The 20450-nt window shown below is 34.5% G+C and carries 21 protein-coding genes; 8 read left to right on the top strand and 13 right to left on the bottom strand.

Annotated elements, in window-relative coordinates; genetic code table 11:
* The first annotated feature begins 59 nt into the window (after positions 1 to 59).
* The 3 genes from BLQ19_RS16135 to BLQ19_RS16125 all read left to right on the top strand — a co-directional run bounded on the left by BLQ19_RS16135 (position 60) and on the right by BLQ19_RS16125 (position 2978).
* Positions 60 to 1094 carry an outer membrane beta-barrel protein gene (locus BLQ19_RS16135; protein ID WP_025614247.1) on the top strand — a complete coding sequence of 345 codons (1035 nt, stop codon included), beginning with the start codon at positions 60 to 62 and terminating at the stop codon, positions 1092 to 1094.
* 261 nt (positions 1095 to 1355) lie between these two features.
* Positions 1356 to 1694 (top strand): P-II family nitrogen regulator, encoded by a 339-nt coding sequence (locus BLQ19_RS16130; protein ID WP_024479607.1) that lies wholly within the window; start codon positions 1356 to 1358, stop codon positions 1692 to 1694.
* Positions 1695 to 1703: 9 nt separating this feature from the next.
* Positions 1704 to 2978: an ammonium transporter gene (locus BLQ19_RS16125; RefSeq protein WP_074539034.1), complete on the top strand. Its 1275-nt coding sequence runs from the start codon at positions 1704 to 1706 to the stop codon at positions 2976 to 2978.
* Between the two features lie 61 nt (positions 2979 to 3039).
* On the opposite strand, the gene BLQ19_RS16120 is transcribed toward BLQ19_RS16125, so the two are convergent.
* The gene (locus tag BLQ19_RS16120) at positions 3040 to 3684 is read right to left on the bottom strand and encodes a DUF1684 domain-containing protein (protein ID WP_024479605.1); all 645 of its coding nucleotides are present in this window, start codon (positions 3682 to 3684) and stop codon (positions 3040 to 3042) included.
* Positions 3685 to 3852: 168 nt separating this feature from the next.
* Between BLQ19_RS16120 and BLQ19_RS16115 the strand changes: the two genes are divergently transcribed.
* A complete protein-coding gene (locus BLQ19_RS16115) occupies positions 3853 to 4578 on the top strand; it encodes a DJ-1/PfpI family protein (protein WP_074539033.1) in 726 nt (241 codons plus the stop codon).
* On the opposite strand, the gene BLQ19_RS16110 is transcribed toward BLQ19_RS16115, so the two are convergent.
* Together BLQ19_RS16110 and BLQ19_RS16105 are read right to left on the bottom strand one after the other, a co-directional pair.
* Complete coding sequence (locus BLQ19_RS16110) at positions 4565 to 5983, bottom strand: hypothetical protein (RefSeq protein WP_074539065.1); 1419 nt, start codon at positions 5981 to 5983, stop codon at positions 4565 to 4567. The genes BLQ19_RS16115 and BLQ19_RS16110 overlap by 14 nt on opposite strands.
* Positions 5984 to 6077: 94 nt before the next feature.
* Positions 6078 to 6533 (bottom strand): Lrp/AsnC family transcriptional regulator, encoded by a 456-nt coding sequence (locus BLQ19_RS16105; RefSeq protein ID WP_024479602.1) that lies wholly within the window; start codon positions 6531 to 6533, stop codon positions 6078 to 6080.
* Positions 6534 to 6644: 111 nt separating this feature from the next.
* Between BLQ19_RS16105 and BLQ19_RS16100 the strand changes: the two genes are divergently transcribed.
* Positions 6645 to 7031: a hypothetical protein gene (locus BLQ19_RS16100; RefSeq protein WP_024479601.1), complete on the top strand. Its 387-nt coding sequence runs from the start codon at positions 6645 to 6647 to the stop codon at positions 7029 to 7031.
* 31 nt (positions 7032 to 7062) lie between these two features.
* Here BLQ19_RS16100 and BLQ19_RS16095 read toward each other — a convergent pair whose 3' ends face one another.
* Entirely contained in the window at positions 7063 to 10518 is a 3456-nt protein-coding gene (locus BLQ19_RS16095; RefSeq protein WP_074539032.1) for a methylmalonyl-CoA mutase family protein, read from the bottom strand.
* 141 nt (positions 10519 to 10659) lie between these two features.
* Here BLQ19_RS16095 and purU point away from each other — a divergent pair, with 141 nt between their 5' ends.
* Entirely contained in the window at positions 10660 to 11511 is an 852-nt protein-coding gene (purU, locus tag BLQ19_RS16090) for a formyltetrahydrofolate deformylase (RefSeq protein ID WP_024479599.1), read from the top strand.
* 40 nt (positions 11512 to 11551) lie between these two features.
* A complete protein-coding gene (locus BLQ19_RS16085; protein WP_074539031.1) occupies positions 11552 to 12256 on the top strand; it encodes a DUF4197 domain-containing protein in 705 nt (234 codons plus the stop codon).
* Positions 12257 to 12467: 211 nt separating this feature from the next.
* On the opposite strand, the gene BLQ19_RS16080 is transcribed toward BLQ19_RS16085, so the two are convergent.
* Complete coding sequence (locus BLQ19_RS16080) at positions 12468 to 13247, bottom strand: alpha/beta fold hydrolase (RefSeq protein ID WP_024479595.1); 780 nt, start codon at positions 13245 to 13247, stop codon at positions 12468 to 12470.
* 230 nt (positions 13248 to 13477) lie between these two features.
* Here BLQ19_RS16080 and BLQ19_RS16075 point away from each other — a divergent pair, with 230 nt between their 5' ends.
* On the top strand, positions 13478 to 13669 hold the full coding sequence (locus BLQ19_RS16075) for a hypothetical protein (RefSeq protein WP_025614239.1): 192 nt from the start codon (positions 13478 to 13480) through the stop codon (positions 13667 to 13669).
* On the opposite strand, the gene pyrF is transcribed toward BLQ19_RS16075, so the two are convergent.
* From pyrF to BLQ19_RS16035, 8 genes are all read right to left on the bottom strand, one after another.
* Complete coding sequence (pyrF, locus tag BLQ19_RS16070) at positions 13670 to 14491, bottom strand: orotidine-5'-phosphate decarboxylase (protein WP_074539030.1); 822 nt, start codon at positions 14489 to 14491, stop codon at positions 13670 to 13672. It lies immediately after the preceding gene.
* 2 nt (positions 14492 to 14493) lie between these two features.
* Positions 14494 to 15570 (bottom strand): peptide chain release factor 1, encoded by a 1077-nt coding sequence (prfA, locus tag BLQ19_RS16065; RefSeq protein ID WP_074539029.1) that lies wholly within the window; start codon positions 15568 to 15570, stop codon positions 14494 to 14496.
* Between the two features lie 142 nt (positions 15571 to 15712).
* Positions 15713 to 16984 (bottom strand): DUF3570 domain-containing protein, encoded by a 1272-nt coding sequence (locus BLQ19_RS16060; protein ID WP_025614237.1) that lies wholly within the window; start codon positions 16982 to 16984, stop codon positions 15713 to 15715.
* 25 nt (positions 16985 to 17009) lie between these two features.
* Complete coding sequence (locus tag BLQ19_RS16055) at positions 17010 to 17219, bottom strand: DUF4266 domain-containing protein (protein ID WP_024479590.1); 210 nt, start codon at positions 17217 to 17219, stop codon at positions 17010 to 17012.
* 10 nt (positions 17220 to 17229) lie between these two features.
* Positions 17230 to 18222 (bottom strand): FAD:protein FMN transferase, encoded by a 993-nt coding sequence (locus tag BLQ19_RS16050; RefSeq protein ID WP_024479589.1) that lies wholly within the window; start codon positions 18220 to 18222, stop codon positions 17230 to 17232.
* Positions 18219 to 18653 carry a thioredoxin family protein gene (locus BLQ19_RS16045; RefSeq protein ID WP_074539028.1) on the bottom strand — a complete coding sequence of 145 codons (435 nt, stop codon included), beginning with the start codon at positions 18651 to 18653 and terminating at the stop codon, positions 18219 to 18221. The genes BLQ19_RS16050 and BLQ19_RS16045 overlap by 4 nt, the downstream gene beginning before the upstream one ends.
* A gap of 12 nt (positions 18654 to 18665) precedes the next feature.
* Complete coding sequence (locus BLQ19_RS16040; RefSeq protein ID WP_024479587.1) at positions 18666 to 19142, bottom strand: Rieske 2Fe-2S domain-containing protein; 477 nt, start codon at positions 19140 to 19142, stop codon at positions 18666 to 18668.
* Positions 19143 to 19193: 51 nt separating this feature from the next.
* On the bottom strand, positions 19194 to 20372 hold the full coding sequence (locus BLQ19_RS16035) for an AIR synthase related protein (protein ID WP_074539027.1): 1179 nt from the start codon (positions 20370 to 20372) through the stop codon (positions 19194 to 19196).
* Positions 20373 to 20450 lie beyond the last annotated feature (78 nt).

The following is a 20450-nucleotide window of genomic DNA, read 5'->3' as shown; positions in this document are numbered from 1 at the left end:
ACAACACTTAATCTTAAACACTTCCTTTAAACTGAAAAGGAACATTTAAAACATCATTTATGAAAGCGATTACAAAAACGAATTACGTAAAAAATATATTTTTTGCAGCAGTACTTTTTACAGGAGCTAGTTTAGTTGCCCAAGAAGAAGTTGAAGAAAAAAAAGCAATTTCTATAAGCGGTTCTGTTGATGCATATTACAAAACTAACCTAAGCTCAACAGATAGAGCTATTTTTGGAGAAGATGGCCAATCTTTCCAAAGCCCAGGAACTTCATTTGCCGACGAAACTGGTTTTGCACTTGGTATGGCTAATTTAATAGCAAGCTATGAAGGAACTAAAACAGGTGCGGTGGCAGATGTTACCTTTGGACCAAGAGGCGAATCTGCTACAGGAGGCTTTAATATTAACCAATTATATGCTTACTGGAATGTTTCTGAAGGAACAACATTAACCGCTGGTCGTTTTAATACCTACCTAGGATATGAAGTTATTTCTCCTGTAGGAAACTTTAACTACAGTACTTCATATTTATTTTCTAACGGACCATTCTCTCACGTAGGTTTAAAAGCAGATTTTGCGCTATCAGAAGATTTTAGCTTAATGCTAGCCGTAATGAATGTAACCGATGTAAATAGCAACCTAACTGGAGAATACTCTTTAGGTGCACAATTAGGATACTCTGGACAATTCTTAAATTTCTATTATGATAACAAAGCATTGTTAGGATTTGAAGTTGATTACACCGGTGGTTTTGATTTAACTGAAGACTTATTCTTAGGAATAAATGCAGCATATGCTGATAATGACGGAGCCGGCTTTTCAGGTGCAGCATTATACCCACAGTTAGCTACTTCAGATAGCTTTACATTAGGATTAAGAGGAGAATACTTTACAACTTTTGATGGTGTAGATGGTACTGATGATCCAAGTGTATTTGCCGCTACATTAACAGGGAGCTATACCGTAGAAAACTTAACGATCAAACCAGAATTAAGATTAGATAACGGATCTGAAGAATTCTATTTAGATAATGACTTAGAAGCAACAAAAAGCTTATCATCATTCTTAATTGCTGCGATTTATTCGTTCTAAATTATAATTTGTTTATTGTTTATACTGAAAAGAGCTTGACTTCTAAAAAGTCAGGCTCTTTTTTTTGTGCAAAGGTCAGATTTCTCACAAATTAGATTCCAAATGCTTGATTTTCTAACATCATAAAAATAAACACTTAACTAACTGAATTACAATTATTTAAAAAGAAAAACTATTTTTCGATGTCAAACCGACAGCCTGTTAATGAATTGTTAAAAATAATTTTTAATCTACATTTGCAGCAAATCAAACAAATCATTCATGAAAAAAATCGAGGCAATAATTCGAAAGTCAAAATTCGATGAAGTAAAAAAAGCACTTCATAAGATTGATGTAAACTTTTTTAGCTATTGGGATGTAACAGGTGTCGGTAATGAAAAACAAGGACACGTATATCGCGGCATCTCCTACAGCACCACTGATATACAACGCAGATATTTAAGTATCGTAATTTCTGATGAATTCTTAGAAAAGACAGTCAATACCATTTTAGAAACCGCAAGCACAGGTAATGTTGGTGACGGTAAAATATTTGTATCGGAAATTACAGAGGCTTATAGAATAAGGACAAAAGAAAGTGGAAACGCAGGAATCAACTAAAAAAACATTATGAACGACGGATTATTTACAGCTAATAATGTTTGGATGATGATGTGTACCGCATTAGTATTTTTCATGCATTTAGGCTTTTCATTTTTAGAGATTGGATTAACAAGGCAAAAGAACACCATAAACATTTTATTTAAAAACCTATTCATTATTTGTGCTGGACTTCTACTATACTACCTAGGCGGATTTAACCTTATGTACCCTGGAGATTTTAATGGTTTTTTAGGCTTTGCAGGTTTTGGAATTGAAGCCCCTGCTAATGGTATGACCGCAGATTACGCACCTAGCGGAGGGTATACCTATTGGACTGACTTTTTATTTCAAGGAATGTTCGCTGCGACCGCAGCAACTATAGTTTCTGGCGCCGTTGCGGAGCGTATTAAAATTGGAGGGTTTATGATTTTTACAGTCATCTATGTTGGCTTAATTTATCCAATTGTAGGTTCATGGCAATGGGGAGGCGGATTCTTATCTACTTTAGGTAATGAAGTAAATGCCGCAGGAGAACTTATAAAGGAAGCTGGTTTTCATGATTTTGCGGGTTCTACACTAGTACACTCTGTAGGTGGCTGGGCAGCCTTAGTAGCTGTTTATTTACTAGGGCCAAGGATTGGAAAATTTGACGAAAATGGAGAAACTTTTGCGATTCCAGGACATAATATTCCCCTTGCTACTGCTGGTGTTTTAATTCTTTGGCTGGGATGGTTTGGTTTTAACGGAGGTTCCGTACTATCTGCGGACCCAGAAGGAACATCACTAGTGCTTGTCACTACCTCATTAGCGGCAGCGGCAGGAGGCATAGCTGCTTTTCTTTTTTCTTTCATACTTTACAAAAACCTAGACCTCACCATGTTTCTTAACGGAATACTAGGAGGCTTAGTTGGGATTACCGCTGGTGCAGATTTAATGTCACCTAATGAAGCTATCATCATTGGAGCCTTAGCAGGTATTCTAGTCGTAGGAGCCGTTGCGTTAATTGATAAAATTAAGTTAGACGATCCTGTAGGCGCCATAGCAGTTCACCTAATTTGTGGAGTTTGGGGTACCTTAGCAGTAGGTTTCTTTGGAACTAAAGCTGGTGGTTCACAAATTCTGTATCAATTAGCGGGTATTGTAATTATTGGAATATTTTGCTCTTTAACTTCTTTTCTTATCCTTATTGCATTAAAGAAAACGGTTGGAATAAGAGTTTCTAGAGAGGAAGAATTAGAAGGATTAGACCTCCACGAACACGGGATGGATGCTTATCCAGATTTCAGACTGAATCAGCACTAAACTTCACTATACTACTTAAAAAAAGCAGGTCTAACATTAATGTTAGACCTGCTTTTTTTACTTAGTGTTTTTTAAAGGCTTTGACACCTGCATTAATTTTTATCGGAAGATGATTAACTTTAGGCACAATGGGACAGGAATATTTCTTATTGTAGGCACAGTATGGATTGTATGCTTTATTAAAATCAATTAAAATGCTGTCCCCTTTTGGAATCGATAAATCAATATACCTACCTCCCGTATAACTTGCATATCCATTTGTTTCGTCTGAAAATGGCAAAAACAAATATTCTCTATACTTTTCTTGCGCAGACAATGCAGGGTTTTGATACACCTCTAACTGAAAATCTGCTCCGTTAATTTCAAAATAGGCAACACCGTACAGCACTTCTTCAGATTTTCTATCTGTAGTGGTAGCCATTAAAAACGGTAAAGCATCTGGTGTTCTCACAAATTTAGCTACGACCCTTAAAGTAGTATCTGGCTCAAAAAAATCTAGTGTTTCAAAATTCTTTCTATCCTTGTTATACAAAGGAGATGTTTCAGGATCCTTATACTCTTTATTTAATTCCTGTTGAAATTTTAAAATATCTGCCATGGCATCAGAAACATCTTGTGGAATTGCATTGGCAACTACGTCATGATATTTTTTTTCTTGCTTGCAACTCAAAATTAAAAGTAGTGCTATAAAAAGTAATTTACGCATAGATAACATATTAAAAAATCAAACAAAGTAAGTCTCTTTTTAAGAATTGTAATTCTGCAAACCTTGACAAAATCATTCCTTGACTACAAACTTATAAATAAAATAGTTAGCATTCATCTCTTGCACATCTAGCTTTTGTTTGTAAATTCGGCTTAAAATAAAACATCTATGAAAGCTGCTATAACATTACTCCTTTCAATGGTACTATTCGTTTCGTGTGGCGAAACTGATTATTCTTATAACAATAAAAAAGCTTTAGAAAAAATAAATCCGGATCGCTATAATGTAGCTTTCCTAATAATGGATGGCACGTACAATACCGAATTTACAGCGCCCTACGATATCTTTCAACACACTCAATTTCGGAAAAATATTAAAGCTATGAACGTTTTCACCGTAGCTAATACATTAAAACCCATTACCACTTTTGAAGGTGTACGAATACTTCCTGATTTTGATTACACTAAAAAGAATCTACCAAATATTGATATTCTAGTAATTCCGAGCGCAGAACATCATTTAGATACCGATCTAGACAATGTAGTAATGTTAAGTTTTGTAAAGAAAGTAGATGAAAATGCTCTTTATATGACGAGCCACTGTGACGGCGCTTTTGTGCTTGCAAAAACGGGCCTACTAGACACTGTAGCCTCTACCACTTTTCCGGGTGATTTAGATAAATACCAAGAAAGGTTTCCGCATTTAAATGTAAAGAAGAATTCTTTATTTGTACATGACGGAAAGTACATTACTTCGGCAGGTGGTGCGAAAAGTTTTGAAGCAGCTCTTTACCTATGCGAACTTCTATACGGTAAAGAGGTCACACAGTCATTAGCCCAAGGATTAGTAATTGATTGGGACGTTAACAAAGTGCCTCATTTTATTGTTCCTTAATATCATACCTAGCTTCCTTAAGGTACTTCAACATCAAAGCATTATACTCTGGTGAAATTCTTAAAAGTGCCGTATCAGGAATATCATATAGTTGTTGTTTGTCTTTAAATCCTGTTTTTAGCAATTCCTCTAAATAAAATAATGCGGTATCATAATCTTCTATCTTGGAACTTAATGAAATAACCTCTATATAGGCTTCATGATCTGTAGGCTCTGTAATCGTGTTCAACATATAGAGAAAACTCAAGCCTTCTTCATCTAAGGTTTCTTCCTCTTTTAATTGCCTGATATTTTTATTTACCAGATGATCTACAAAATCCTTTAACCTATTTCCCATCTGATGTTCAAAACGAATAGTACTTGCTTGGAATTTTTTAATTTCCTGCATTTGATATGCCCACCATCCTAAATTATTAAAGTTATACGTAGCCACATCTTCATAAATTGCATAATCATAATCTTCTTGCAATAGCTCCTCTTTAAACTTATAATTAGACGCCAAACGCTTCATTGCCTTATATTCCTTGTCTTTTCTTAGTAGCTTTTGAGAAGCCTTTATTTCCGACACATCTAGATGTACTCTAAAAACTTCCATTATCTCATTTGCAAAATCATAGGCATGCAGCAACTTCTTTTCTTTTATTAAGGCATCAATTACCCGTAAATTTTGGCGGTAAGCAGAATTTACATACTCCATATCTTTTACTACTTCTCCTTTCGCCATAGCGTTCAAGACAAAAATTTGCAAGCCAAAATCTATAAGATACATTGGCAAAGGCTTGGTGTTTTTTTCATACTTAAATAACTGATTGGAGAATCTAAGATTATTTAAAAGCGATTCAGATGCTTCCATCTCAATACTACTATACTCATTGATGTCTGCAATTCCAATAAATTGAAATGGACTATCAGGAGCCAAAACATCAACATTCGCAATACCTCCTCCAACAGAAATAATTCCTTTAATATTCTTACTCACTACAGGCATTACAGAAGCGAAAGTTCCTCCAGTATCCATACCGCCTGTATAAATTCTTCTAGAATCTACAGGCAGACTATTCAATACCTGATTAATCATTCTACTAGCTATCAATACATTTTGAGTAAGAGAAAGGGTATCATTAACGCTGTTAGACGCTGCGAGAATATAATTTTGATGCTCAGCCGCTTGTAGAAAAGGTTGCATTACATGCTTCCCTTTACCCTCCATATTAAAAAGAAAAAGAACTGGCCAACGAGAATCTAGTTCAAATTTCTTCGGCAGATATAATGCAAAGCTTTCCGATATGGTATCATTGACTTGTAAAGAATCTAAAACAACCCCTTTTCGGAGTGTCATCTGTTGTGCTGAAGTGCTTAAGATACCACAACAAGCTAAAGCTAAAAAGAGTATTGTTTTTTTCATATCAATTTGATGCATCAAAAATCTCGCCAAATTATAGTTAAATCTACAAATTAAAATAGTGTTTGTAAAGGATCACTTTAGAAAATTAACGAAACTAGATTTTTGGCTTTCTACCTACAGGCGCATCAGAAACCACTTCAGATAAAATAATATGCGTTCTTGTTTCACCATATTGAATTAACTTATCTATAAATTTTTCTAAATGAAACTGATCTTTAAAAACCACCTCCATGATGATATTCTCATTTCCTGTTATACGGTAACAGTTTACCACCTCTTCAAATGTCTTTACGGCTTCCAAAAAGGGTTTTAATTTCCCCATAAAAGCTCTAAGTGTAATCATCGCTTTTAGCTGATAGCCGGTTGCTGTATGAGAGATAATAGCCTTGTATCCATTAATTATCCCCAGGTCTTCCATTTTCTTAATTCGTTCTGCTACTGCAGGAGGTGTTAAACCCACTTTGCGGCCAATATTCGCAAAAGAATCTCGTGCATTTTTTTGCAAGCTCTGAAGGATCCCCCAATTTAAATCGTCTATCTTTTGATTCAAAAGTATATGTCTTTAAAAAATTAATAATCGATAGCAAAATTAACATTCTGCTATTTAAAGTTAAGTTAAAAATTGTAATCTCGTCGTAATTTTATAAAAAAATTGCTACAAATGCCAAATCGAAATTTAAATACATTACCTGTTTATAGAAAAGCGCTGGATTTGTGCTCTATGAGTAGGGAAATTGTATCCTACATTACCTATAATAAAGATTTGTTACATTTATACAAATCTCAAAGTCATAGGGATATTATTGCAGATTCTTTACTAACGGATGCTATTTTAATTCCGCAGAAAATTGAATTAGCAGAACGCTCTGAATCTCACTTGATTAGAACATCTACCATACATCACATCAACATTATCACAAAAAATATTTTGTCCTATTGTAGAGGTTTAGAAATGGATGGTTTAAAAGAAAAAGAGTATTTAAATCTTCTTAGGGAGGAATTGAAAATATTTAGAAAAACCTACAGAATTTGGAAACGCTCTTTATAAAAAAGAGCGTTTTTTTTATAGCTTCATTAATTTACATATTTCTTCGATATTGACCGCCTACTTTAAACAAAGCATTGGTAATTTGACCTAAAGAACTTACTTTAGAAATATCCATAAGCTTCTCAAAAATATTTTCATTATTCATTGCTGCTTTTTGAATTTCCTCTAATGCAACTTTAGATTTTTCTTGATTCACTTCTTTTAGATGGTCTAAAGTTACAATCTGAGCTTTTTTCTCTTCATCTGTAGCACGAATTACTTCTGCAGGTAATACCGTAGGAGACCCTTTAGAACTCAGAAACGTATTAACTCCTATAATCGGGAATTCTCCATTATGCTTTAATGTTTCATAATACAAGCTTTCTTCTTGTATTTTTGAGCGTTGATACATAGTCTCCATAGCCCCTAAAACTCCACCGCGTTCTGTAATTCTGTCAAATTCTAAGAGTACCGCCTCTTCCACTAAATCTGTAAGTTCTTCTATGATAAAAGATCCTTGTAGCGGGTTTTCATTTTTAGCTAAACCTAATTCCTTATTTATAATTAACTGAATAGCCATTGCTCTACGCACCGATTCTTCGGTTGGTGTAGTTATTGCTTCATCATAGGCATTGGTATGCAAAGAATTGCAGTTATCATAAATAGCATACAAAGCCTGAAGTGTGGTACGAATATCATTAAAATCTATCTCCTGAGCATGTAAACTACGACCAGAAGTTTGAATATGATATTTCAACATTTGAGCTCTTGGTCCTGCCCCGTATTTATGCTTTAAAGCTTTTGCCCAAATTTTTCGGGCAACTCTACCAATCACAGCATATTCTGGGTCTATTCCATTAGAAAAGAAAAAAGACAAATTAGGACCAAATGCATTAATATCCATTCCTCTACTCAAATAATACTCCACATACGTAAAACCATTGGATAAGGTAAATGCCAATTGTGTAATAGGATTAGCACCAGCCTCTGCAATATGATACCCTGAGATAGAAACGGAATAGAAATTGCGCACTTGATTCTTGATAAAATACTCCTGTACATCTCCCATTAACCGCAACGCAAATTCTGTAGAAAAAATACAGGTATTTTGCGCTTGGTCTTCTTTTAAGATATCTGCTTGTACTGTACCTCTTACTTCATGAAGAGTTTTGACTTTTATCGTTTCATACACCTCTAATGGCAATACTTGATCACCAGTAACACCTAATAACATTAATCCTAAACCATTATTCCCTTCTGGTAGTGCTCCGTTGTACTTGGGTTTCTTTTCTTCCTTACCTCTATACAATGCCGCTATTTTAGCGTTCACTTCTTTCTCTAAGCCATTTTCTATAATGTATTTCTCACAATTTTGATCTATAGCCGCATTTAAGAAAAAACCTAACAGCATAGGAGCCGGACCATTAATGGTCATACTCACCGAGGTCATTGCATTAGACAAATCAAATCCTGAATACAATTTTTTGGCATCATCTAAGCAACAAACAGAGACTCCAGCATTTCCAATTTTACCATAAATATCTGGTCTAATGTCAGGATCGTTGCCATACAATGTAACAGAATCAAAAGCTGTAGACAAACGTTTAGCTGGCAAGCCTAAACTTACATAATGAAAACGACGATTGGTACGCTCTGGCCCACCTTCTCCCGCAAACATTCTTGTAGGGTCTTCCCCTGTACGCTTAAAAGGATATAATCCTGCAGTATATGGAAATTCTCCCGGAACATTTTCTTGAATCATCCAACGCAATAAATCTCCCCATGCTTTATACTTAGGAAGTGCCACTTTAGGGATCTGAGTATGTGACAAAGATTCCGTATGCGTTTCTAATTTTAATTCTTTATCTCGTACTTTAAAGGCATAAATTGGATCTTTATATTTCTGAACTTTTTCCTCCCAATTAATAATAGCTTCCCAATGGTAAGGATCTAAATCTAACTTTACCCGATCAAATTCTTTTACCAATAAAGATAAAAATGGTTTATTTTCTTCTGAAACTCCTAACGCTTCAATAGCGTCTTCATTCAGTCCGTTTTTTGAAAGATACGTCTGCTCATACACACCTGGTTTTATATTCAGAATAGATAAGATAGCTTGAAAAACTCCATATAAACGCTGTGCTACTTGCACTTGCCCTATTCCTTTTTCGTCATAGTTTCTATTATTCTCGGCAATTTCGGAAAGATATCTTATTCGTGCAGGTGGAATAACAAATGCATGTTCCTTATCATCTGTGTAAAATTCAAAAGTAGATTGTAAATCGGCCTTCGCCTTTTCTACTAATTTATTCATAACCACGCGATACAACCTGTTTGTTCCTGGATCATTAAACTGACTCGCCATAGTTCCAAAAATTGGCAAATCATCTTGATTCATATCCCATAGGTTATGGTTACGCATGTATTGTTTCTTTACATCACGTAGGGCATCAAGAGAACCTCTTTTGTCAAATTTATTTATAGAGACAACATCAGCAAAATCAAGCATATCTATTTTCTCTAATTGCGTGGCTGCACCAAACTCTGGTGTCATAACATAGAGAGAAACGTCTGAATGTTGAATAATTTCAGTATCCGATTGCCCAATTCCTGAAGTTTCTAGGACGATAAGATCATACTCCGCTGCTTTTAATACCTGAACCGCCTCTTCTACATACTTAGATAAAGCAAGGTTAGATTGTCTAGTAGCCAAAGAACGCATATAGACACGATCATTATTTATGGCATTCATACGAATACGATCACCTAAAAGAGCACCTCCTGTTTTTCGTTTTGAAGGATCTACAGAAATCAATCCGATTCTCTTTTCAGGAAAATCTGCCAAAAACCTTCGCACCAACTCATCTACCAAACTAGACTTTCCTGATCCACCCGTACCCGTTATTCCTAAAACGGGAACACTATCTGGGATAGTAACGCCTGAAAAATGTTTCTGAAATTCATCGGGTCTATTTTCTGCTAAAGAAATTAACCTAGAAATTGTATTAATATCTTTAGCTTTTAAGGCATCCGTAACCGAAACACTCTGTTTTATTTTTAAGTTCGGAACGGGAAAATCACTCTGTTGTACCAGATCATTAATCATTCCCTGTAAGCCCATCTTTCTCCCATCATCTGGAGCATAAATCCGAGCAATCCCATAATCCATTAATTCCTTAATTTCATCCGGAAGAATTACACCACCGCCGCCGCCGAAAATTCTTATATGTTCTGCCCCACGCTCCTTGAGCAAATCATACATATACCTAAAATATTCATTATGACCGCCTTGATATGAAGTTAACGCTATTGCATTTACATCTTCCTGAATAGCGCAATCTACCATTTCTTGAACACTACGATCGTGCCCAAGGTGAATAACTTCTACTCCTGTAGATTGAATGATTCTCCGCATGATATTAATAGCGGAATCATGCCCATCAAACAATGATGCAGCAGTAACAATTCTAATTTTATTCTTCGGTACGTAAGGTGTAATTTGTTCCATTGACAATAAAAGGTGTTTTTACAGCATGCAATTTACGAAAAACGCAAAGATTAACTAACATAATTTGCAATATTGTAAAAATGACTCTTACATAGGACCTATTCTTTTCAATATCATAATTTTACCCTTTAATAAAGTCCCGTGAAAACAACAATTTTAATACATTGCCCCGATCAAACAGGAATTATTTGTTCCGTTACTGGTTTCGTTCACTCCCAAGGAGGAAATATTATTTACTTAGATCAACATGTGGAAAAAGCCTCTGGCGAATTATTCATGCGTATTGAAAGTGAATTTTTAGATGCCAAATTGAGTGTATCGCATTTTAAAACACAATTTGACAAAGAGTTAACTGAGAAATTCAAAATAAAATGGAGTATTCATACGGATGAAACCAAGCCAAGAATGGGTTTGTTTGTGTCTAAATACAACCATTGCCTTTATGATTTATTGAGTCGATTTAATTCTGGAGAATTAGCCGTAGACATCCCATTTATTATAAGTAATCATACTGATTTAGAATTTGTAGCCAACCAGTTTGATATTCCTTATTACCATATACCTGTTACAAAAGCTACGAAAGCTGAAGCTGAAAACGAGCAATTAGCACTCTTAGAAAAGTACCAGATAGATTTTGTAGTCTTAGCACGTTATATGCAAATTGTTACCAGCAAAATCATTGATCGTTATCCTAATAAGATTATTAATATACACCATTCATTTTTACCAGCCTTTGCTGGAGCAAAACCATATCATGCTGCCTTCAAAAGAGGTGTTAAAATAATTGGAGCTACAGGTCACTATGTAACCGAAGAGTTAGATGCGGGCCCGATTATCGCGCAAGATACCACCACCGTATCACACACGAACTCTATTGATGATTTTATTGCTAAAGGCCGTGATCTTGAAAAAATCGTGCTCTCTAGAGCAGTAAAACTACATATTCAACGTAAGACTATGGTTTATAACAATAAAACAATCATTTTCTCTTAACTTCAATTTTTTAAACTATAAATTTGTAAAAACAATCCCCATGAAATATAAAATTATTGCACTAAGTGCACTGTTCTTATTATTTAGCTGTAACGAATTACAACAAGTTGTAAACCAACTTCCACAAAGCGGAACTATCGGTAACGATCAAATTGCTAGTGGATTACGCCAAGCTTTAGATTTTGGTATTGATAAACAAGTACAGAAACTTACGCAAGAAGATGGATTTTTCAGAAATGAACTTGTGAAAATTGCCTTACCGGAAGAATTACAAAAAGTAGATAACACACTTCGTAAGATGGGCTTGAGCAATTTGGCAGACGAAGGACTTAAAGTTTTAAATCGTGCAGCAGAAGATGCGGTAAAAGAAGCTACTCCTATTTTCGTAGATGCTGTAAAAGAAATTACATTTAGCGATGCTAAACAAATTTTATTAGGTACGGATGATGCTGCTACAAATTATTTAAAATCTACAACAGAAACTCAATTATACGCCTCTTTTAGTCCTGTCATCAAAAATTCATTTTCTAAAGTAGGTGCTGATCAGGTTTGGAGTAATCTTATTACCAAATATAACAACATACCCTTTGTTACTCAAGTTAATCCTGACTTAACAGATTATGTAACAGGAGAAGCTTTAAAAGGTGTTTATACTATGATTGCTGTAGAAGAACAAGAAATAAGAACTAAATCTGCTTCCAGAACAACAGCATTATTACAAAAAGTATTTGCCCTACAAGATTAATTGTAACTATTTTAAAATAAATAGGTTACCAAATATAATAACTCAAAAAAAAGTGCGTTATTCTGTTATAAGCAACATTAATAACAATTAGCTAAGGTTAGTTTAACCTTAGTCCATAAAAATGATATTACTTTTGAACTATAATATTTGAGTTTAGTAATTTTTTGAGTTAGTTAGTCTAAAACCGGTGGGAGCACCGGTTTTTTTATTTCTATATTTTAGACAAATAAGAAATAACGGTTTTATTAAATACTAGTGGCTGTTCTACATTTACCACATGCCCACATTTTTCAACAACAAATAATTCTGAATTGGCATGTGAAGCCACTATCTTTTCTATAGAAGGTAAAAACAAATAGTCTTCTCTACCCATTACATACAAGGTAGGTATTTTAATATCTACCATTCTAAAGAAACGCAAAAGCGGATTAATCTCTGAGGTAAGCTTAAACCATCTAATAAACTCTTTCTGGTATAATTTCTTTGCTTCTCTAACAAATAGCGACCTAGACTCTTTATGGTTCTTATTAGGCATGATAATGAACGCAAAAAACTTATACAACCACAAATACGGCACAACGGACTTAAAAATAACCCCCAAGCGTATTAAAACCTGAGACCTTAAATTCAATTTCATAATTGCTCCGCCCATAATCATGCTTTCTACACGATTCGGATATTTTTCTGCTAAATTTCTTATTAAAATGGTACCCAATGAAATACCTACAAAATGAGATTTTTCTATTTTCTCATGGTCAATTACATGTAAAATATCATCGGTGATAAAATCAAAAGTATACTTATCACTAAAAGCATCTTTCAAGTTTACTTTAGAATTTCCGTGCCCTCTTAAATCTAGAAGCAATACGTTAAAATGCTTTCTGAACTCCCGAACCTGCTTAAACCAAATGGTAGAGCTCCCTCCTGCTCCATGAACAAAAGTCACCCATTTTGTAGAAGTTTTATGTTTGTGTTTGGTATAACTTAGCAATCGGTTCTTTTTTTGTAAATGTACTTAATTTTTTTAATAGAAAGAATTATGAGTAGAACGACTAAAAACGGAGTTTATTTAAAATCATCAATACTTTCTAGAATCATTTACAAGTAAAAATGAAATCGCTATACAAAACACCTGATTTTTAGCTACATATAACGAATAGTAAACATCCATAACCTGCATTTCAACGTATATTTGTTATAATGAAAATAACGAGAAACACTATGAATAATCAACACTGTAAAGTAGGGGCAGTTAAAGCATTAAATAAAGAAGAATATTCTATTACAGCATTGGAATTTCTATATCAGAACTTTATAGAAAAGGCTAACAATATTCAGTATGCAAACACCAAATTGGGCGATTTCTTTGAATCTAAAGCTCAAAAGCTAGAGAAATTATTAAATGAATTTTAACTAGAATTTTTGTTCTAATTCTAATTTCATTTGCTTCTGTAAATCTTTCGCACATGTTCTTGCTGCTTGCGCAAAATCTTCCTGTTTAGATGCGTAAATTATGCCTCTAGAAGAATTTACTAATAAGCCAACATGTTGGGTCATACCGTACTTACATACCTCTGACAAACTTCCACCTTGCGCGCCAACACCTGGCACTAACAAGAAACTAGAAGGAATTATTTGTCGAATATCTGCTAAAAAACTTGCTTTAGTAGCTCCAACCACATACATTAGATTCTCAGCATTTTTATAGGTAATAGACGTTTCTAAAACTTGCTTATACAGCTCTTTACCTTCTATTTTTTTTGTTTGAAAATCAAAAGCACCTTCATTTGATGTTAAGGCTAATAAAATAGTATGTTTATCTTCAAAAGCTAGAAAAGGCTCTACAGAATCTTTTCCCATATATGGAGCTACCGTAACAGAATCAAAGCCTAAATCATCAAAAAATGCTTTAGCATACATGGTGGATGTATTCCCTATATCTCCCCTCTTAGCATCTGCTATAGTGAAAATTTCAGGATACTTATCATTCAAGTATTTTATAGTTTTTTCTAAAGCGATCCACCCCTTGATACCGTACGCTTCATAGAAAGCCGTATTAGGCTTATAAGCAACACAAAATTCATGAGTAGCATCAATAATTGCTTTATTAAAAGCAAAAATAGGATCCTCTTCCTTTAGTAAATGTTCAGGTATCTTAGCTAAATCTACGTCTAGCCCAATACATAAAAAAGATTGTTTTTTATGTATTTGCGCTACTAAATGTTCTGTAGTCATTTTTAAAAAATTTCTGAAGCTTCTTTTAGTTTTTCAGTATTCTCAACAAGACTTAATTCGTCAATAATTTTTTGAATATCACCATTTACAATATTCTGTAAATCGTACAAAGTAAGCCCTATTCTATGATCAGTAACCCTTCCTTGTGAGTAGTTGTAGGTTCTAATCTTTGCAGAACGGTCTCCACTACTAACTTGCGAGTTACGTTTTGCCGCATCTTCTTCTTGTTTCTTTGCCAATTCTTGGTCATACAAACGAGAACGCAATACCTTAAAAGCTTTTTCTTTGTTTTTATGCTGCGATTTCTGATCTTGACATTGCGCAACCAATCCTGACGGAATGTGAGTTAAACGTACTGCTGAGTATGTTGTGTTCACAGATTGACCTCCTGGTCCTGAAGAACAGAAAAAATCTATACGTACATCTTTAGGATCTATCTGAACATCAAAATCCTCAGCTTCCGGCAATACCATTACTGTAGCTGCACTGGTATGTACACGTCCCTGCGTTTCCGTTTGCGGTACACGTTGCACACGGTGCACTCCTGCTTCAAATTTTAAAGTACCGTAGACATTCTCCCCAGTTACTTCAAACTGAATTTCTTTATAACCACCACTAGTACCTTCACTTAAATCTATAACATTCGTTTTCCACCCTTTAGATTCACAGTATTTAGTATACATTCTAAATAAATCTCCAGCGAATATACTAGCTTCATCACCACCAGTACCTGCTCTTACCTCAACCACAACATTTTTAGAATCTTCTGGATCTTTAGGTATTAAGAGAACTTTAATTTCTTCTTCCAATTTTGGCAGACCTACCTTAGCCTCTTCTAATTGCATTTTGGCCATTTCTACCATTTCTGCATCACTACCGTCAGAAATAATTACTTGTGCTTCTTCTATATTATTCGTGAACTCTATATATAAATCTCGTTTATCAACTAAACTTTTAAGGTCTTTATATTCCTTATTTAACTCAACATATCGTTTTTGATCAGAAATTACATCAGGTTGAATAATCAAATCTGACACTTCATCAAAACGTTGTTTTACTATATTTAACTTATCTAACATGACCTTGCTAACATTTTGTGCGAAATTACAATAAATTTGCACATTTATATAGAACTTAATTCTTGGATATCATCAATTTGAAAAAATATTTCCCGGAAGCAGGCTAAATCCAAAGCTTCAAAATTGGAAAAAAGAAATAGAATTATCTTACAAAAGTAGTCCCAAATGTAAAAATATAAGAGTTTAAACCATCACTACGATCATAATTACTAAAACGCAAATCGATTGTTTTTAACCCAAAACTCAATAGTTTAGCATTCGTAAAAATGTCTTTATACCGAATTCCGAATCCATATTGATGCGCATTAAATTCTGATAAATCATAATCTGAAGTGTAATAATCTAATGTAGACACTGCCTCTTCTTTGGCATAAAAATAATCAGCCGCGGTTTGCGTATAATACCTGTAAGTAGGATATAGCGTAAATAAGCTGCTTATTTTTATAGGCAACTCTAAACTAGCAGTATGAGAGGTAACTCCCCAATCATCTGTATAAAAACGATAATAACTTCTCAGCACCAAATAATCATTGATAAAGTAGTTTAAACGTCCTCCTATTGGAATTTTAAAACGAGTATCAGGTAATCGTTCTACATCATCTGCCAATTGAAAATCTTCAATAAAAAAATCTTCCTTATCCGAAAAATATACACGCTGAAAAGGAGTACTCAACAAACCGTCTTGCGCCACTACATCTAAAAAAAGAGACCCTTGCATACGCTTGCTCAAAATTTGCGTCACTCCTAAAGATAAAGAGTAAGAATTTCGCGTTTCAGAATCAAATGTCGTAAAACTTGGAGCATAAGTACCAGTTCCCATTACCCGATCATCAAAAAAACCATCTCTTAATTCTATAGGGTACTGCGGATTCCACGAATCAAAATAGACCTTTGCATTTATAGTTACTTCAGTATTTTTCTCATTAAATAATTGTGCATAACCGCCACCTACTCCTAAGGAAGAATAATCATATTCTGAAGAAAAGTACGCGTTAGCATTCCAAATTTTATTTCGATCATCTGAACTGTGCTGATAGGTAGGATTAATATGCGCCAAAACATCTGATTGTGAGGCCCCAGAAGAAGCTATAAATGGACTAGCACGCTCATTGACACTACCATCTAAAGGATTTATATTACTAGAAGATGCGGAAGAATATGCTGAAATCCCTACATCCAAGGTTAACACGTCATCATCATTCATTGGTAACCGAACGATCACTGTTGACGTAACATCTGTTAATTCTTCTGAACCATCTCCTCCTGATACTGCAGCATTAGCACCATCTTGGCTATAATAACTAAACAAGGCATCTACTTCGGTAGTTTCCAACACACGTTTCTTATAGGTAGTTTCTTGACCATGTAGCGCAGCTCCTAGAAAGACTAAAAAGATGAATATATTTTTTTGCATTCTTTGTTTTACTTAAAATTTTCTTTTAATTACAACCGCAACCGCCTCCAGATTTACCGCCATTTGCTCCTGCAGAAGCTTCACGATAAATTTGAAAATTAGTTTCAAACTGGTCCATATTTTTTGCTGATAAAACCATCTCTTCATCATTTAAATAAACCTTATCATACTCTTTAACTGCCACACAAGACATAAAAGAAGTTGCCATCAAAAATAACACTAGGACTTTTCTCATAGACTTAAATTTACGGGTTATCAAACGTAATACCATTACTTTTAAAAATTTTATTTTGAGAATCTACTACAATAACCTCAGTTTCTTTTAATTGATTTATTAAAGAAATCCCCGTATCAATACCCATAATAAATACTGCGGTTGCCAAAGCATCACATAACTCTGCACTTTTAGAGAAAACAGAAACACTGCTAATTCCTTTGGAAGGATATCCAGTTCTAGGATCTATAATATGAGAATGTTTTTCTCCTTCAAAAACTAAATATTTTTCATAATTTCCTGAAGTAGCGATTGAAGATTCATCTAAGGGCAACCAAGAAAACACTTTCTCTCTATCTAATGGATTACTTATACCCACAATCCATTTCTCTCCAGTGGCCTGCCTACCCCAAGTGGTTAAATCGCCAGATGCGTTAATCACTCCTGCAAACACTTTTTTTGACAACATCAATTCTTTTGCCTTATCCGCAGCATAGCCTTTACCAAGTGCTCCAAAACCAATTTTCATTCCTTCATCAGGCAAAAAAACGGTTAGCTGCTCTTTATCCAATTGAATTTTTTGATACCCCACTTTAGCAATTGATGCTGTTATTTGTTCTGAAGTAGGAGGATGCCTCATGCTCCCATCAAATTTCCATACCTTATCCATTGAAGCATAAGAAATATCAAAAGCACCATCTGTAATCTCCGAAATCTTAATAGATCGTTCTATTAATCCGAATAATTCTGCACTAACTTTTACAGGCTTAATTCCTGCATTTCTATTTATTTCTGAGGTTTCCGAGGTTTCATCCCAAGAAGATATCATCTTTTCTATTCTACTGATTTCCGCAACAGCATCCGCAATATTTTTCTTAGCGGTACTCTCTGCTTCTGCAACAATAGTGATATCAAACCGAGAACCCATAAGTTTCATGGTTTCGGATATGGTTACATATTTTTTCTCTTGACTATTTACCAGTATCGAAAAGAATAACAGTAAATAAAGGGGGGCATTTTTCAATCTAAAAATTCATTTATGACTGAAATATACTCATTTGGTGTCACTTTCTTGTATCCAGTTTCCCCTAAAATTTCACCTTTTTCATTTAAAACCACTACAAGCGGAAAATATCCTTTAGTATTGTATTTATCCGCTAATATTTTATGCTGATTTTCTATCTCTAGAGGAAGTTTATTGGATTTTCGGCGTGGAAAATCTGCCTTATATAACACATAATGCGTTTCTGCATATTTTTTAAACTCCTCAGATTGCCAGATATCTCGATCTAACTTTATACATGGAGCACACCAATCTGAACCAGCAAAAACCAATACAATAGGTTGATTATTTCTCTTCGAAAGCGCTTGTGCATCGGCAAAAGATTTTTGCCAGTTTTGTGCATTTACAACTAGTGCACAAAAAAATAAAAGTAGAAAAAATAGCTTTCTCATAATTTCAGAAGTTTACGCCTCAAAAATACGTAAGATATCATTGGCTAAAACTTCTGTTTTAAAAACTTTAAGAGGGTTGCTTGTTATGGAGTTTAATGGAGTCCCATCTTGCGCAAATCTAGACCCATGAACATTACACTCATAGATACCATCATTTTCATTTACAAATAATATGTTAGGGTTATTCTCATGACTACAATACTTACTAGCTGCAACCAACTCTCCTTGCAAATTTCTAACAATAATAATATCGGTCTCTGTAAATTTATCTTTCGATTTTACAAAAATAAAACCTCCATTATTTTGAAGATTAGACGAAGTACTAGCATTTAAATCCACCGTAATATCAACACCAGTTGGCACCTCCCCCTCTTCTTCTGGAGCTGTCTCACCACTTTCACTATCAGAAGAACAACCGTGTAAACAAGAGAATGTTAAAGCAAAAGCTGCTCCTGCGCCAAGTGTTTTTAAAAATGCCTTTCTTTCCATAATACTATTCCGTTTAATGACACAACGAAAAACTACCTCTTATCGTATATACTAGTACTCAAAAGTTCCGTTTTGACTTTTTATTGTCAATTTCTTTGTTGGGCTTTCTTCTACCCTACCTACAATTCTACCACGCACACCAAAAGAATCGGCTATCTGGATTAGATCTAGCGCCACTGCTTCATTTACATAAAATTCTAAGCGGTGTCCGCAATTGAATACTTGATACATTTCTTTCCAATCTGTCTTAGACTGTTCTTGTATTAATTTAAACAACGGAGGAACTTCAAAAAGGTTATCTTTTATAATATGTAGGTTATCTATAAAATGAAGAATTTTGGTCTGCGCCCCACCACTACAGTGTACCATACCATGAATGTCCTCACGTGAATATTTCTCTAAAACCTTTTTTACTATTGGCGCGTACGTTCTTGTAGGAGACAATACCAATTTACCTGCATCTAAAGGAGCATCTTTAACAGAATCTGTTAATTTAACTTTCCCTGAATACACCAAATCTTCTGGTACCTCAGCATCAAAACTCTCAGGATATTTATCTGCTAAATATTTTGAAAATACATCATGGCGTGCAGAAGTCAATCCATTACTTCCCATTCCGCCATTATATTCTTTCTCATAGTTTGCCTGTCCGAAGGACTCTAAACCTACAATAACATCTCCCGCTTTTATATTTGCATTGTCAATTACATCCGCTCTTTTAAGGCGTGCAGTAACGGTTGAATCAACAATAATGGTACGCACTAAATCGCCTACATCTGCCGTTTCACCTCCAGTAGAATGAATTATAACACCGTGATTTTTTAAGTCTGAAATTAACTCTTCTGTTCCATTAATAATTGCTGATAACACTTCACCAGGAATTTTATTTTTGTTTCGCCCTATAGTAGAAGACAACATGATATTATCTGTAGCACCAACACAAATAAGGTCATCAATATTCATAATCAAGGCATCTTGAGCAATACCTTTCCAAACCGATAAATCTCCAGTTTCTTTCCAGTACATGTAAGCCAAAGACGATTTTGTTCCCGCTCCATCCGCATGCATCACCAAACAATACGCTTCATCATTCGTTAAATAATCAGGTACAATTTTACAGAATGCTTTTGGAAACAATCCTTTATCTATATTTTTTATAGCATTATGCACGTCTTCTTTAGATGCGGAAACACCTCTTTGATTATATCTTTCGCTGTTTGATGAACTCATGAATGTTGATTTTCGACAAAAATAGTGGAATCAAAAAAAAAAGCACCCCTATTTGAGTGCTTTTAGTTAAAAAAAATG

Origin of the sequence: Cellulophaga baltica (assembly GCF_900102165.1) — a bacterium.
GTDB classification, from domain to species: Bacteria; Bacteroidota; Bacteroidia; order Flavobacteriales; family Flavobacteriaceae; genus Cellulophaga; species Cellulophaga baltica.
The sequence above is the reverse complement of the archived record's forward strand: the minus strand, read 5'-3'. Positions and strand labels throughout refer to the sequence as shown.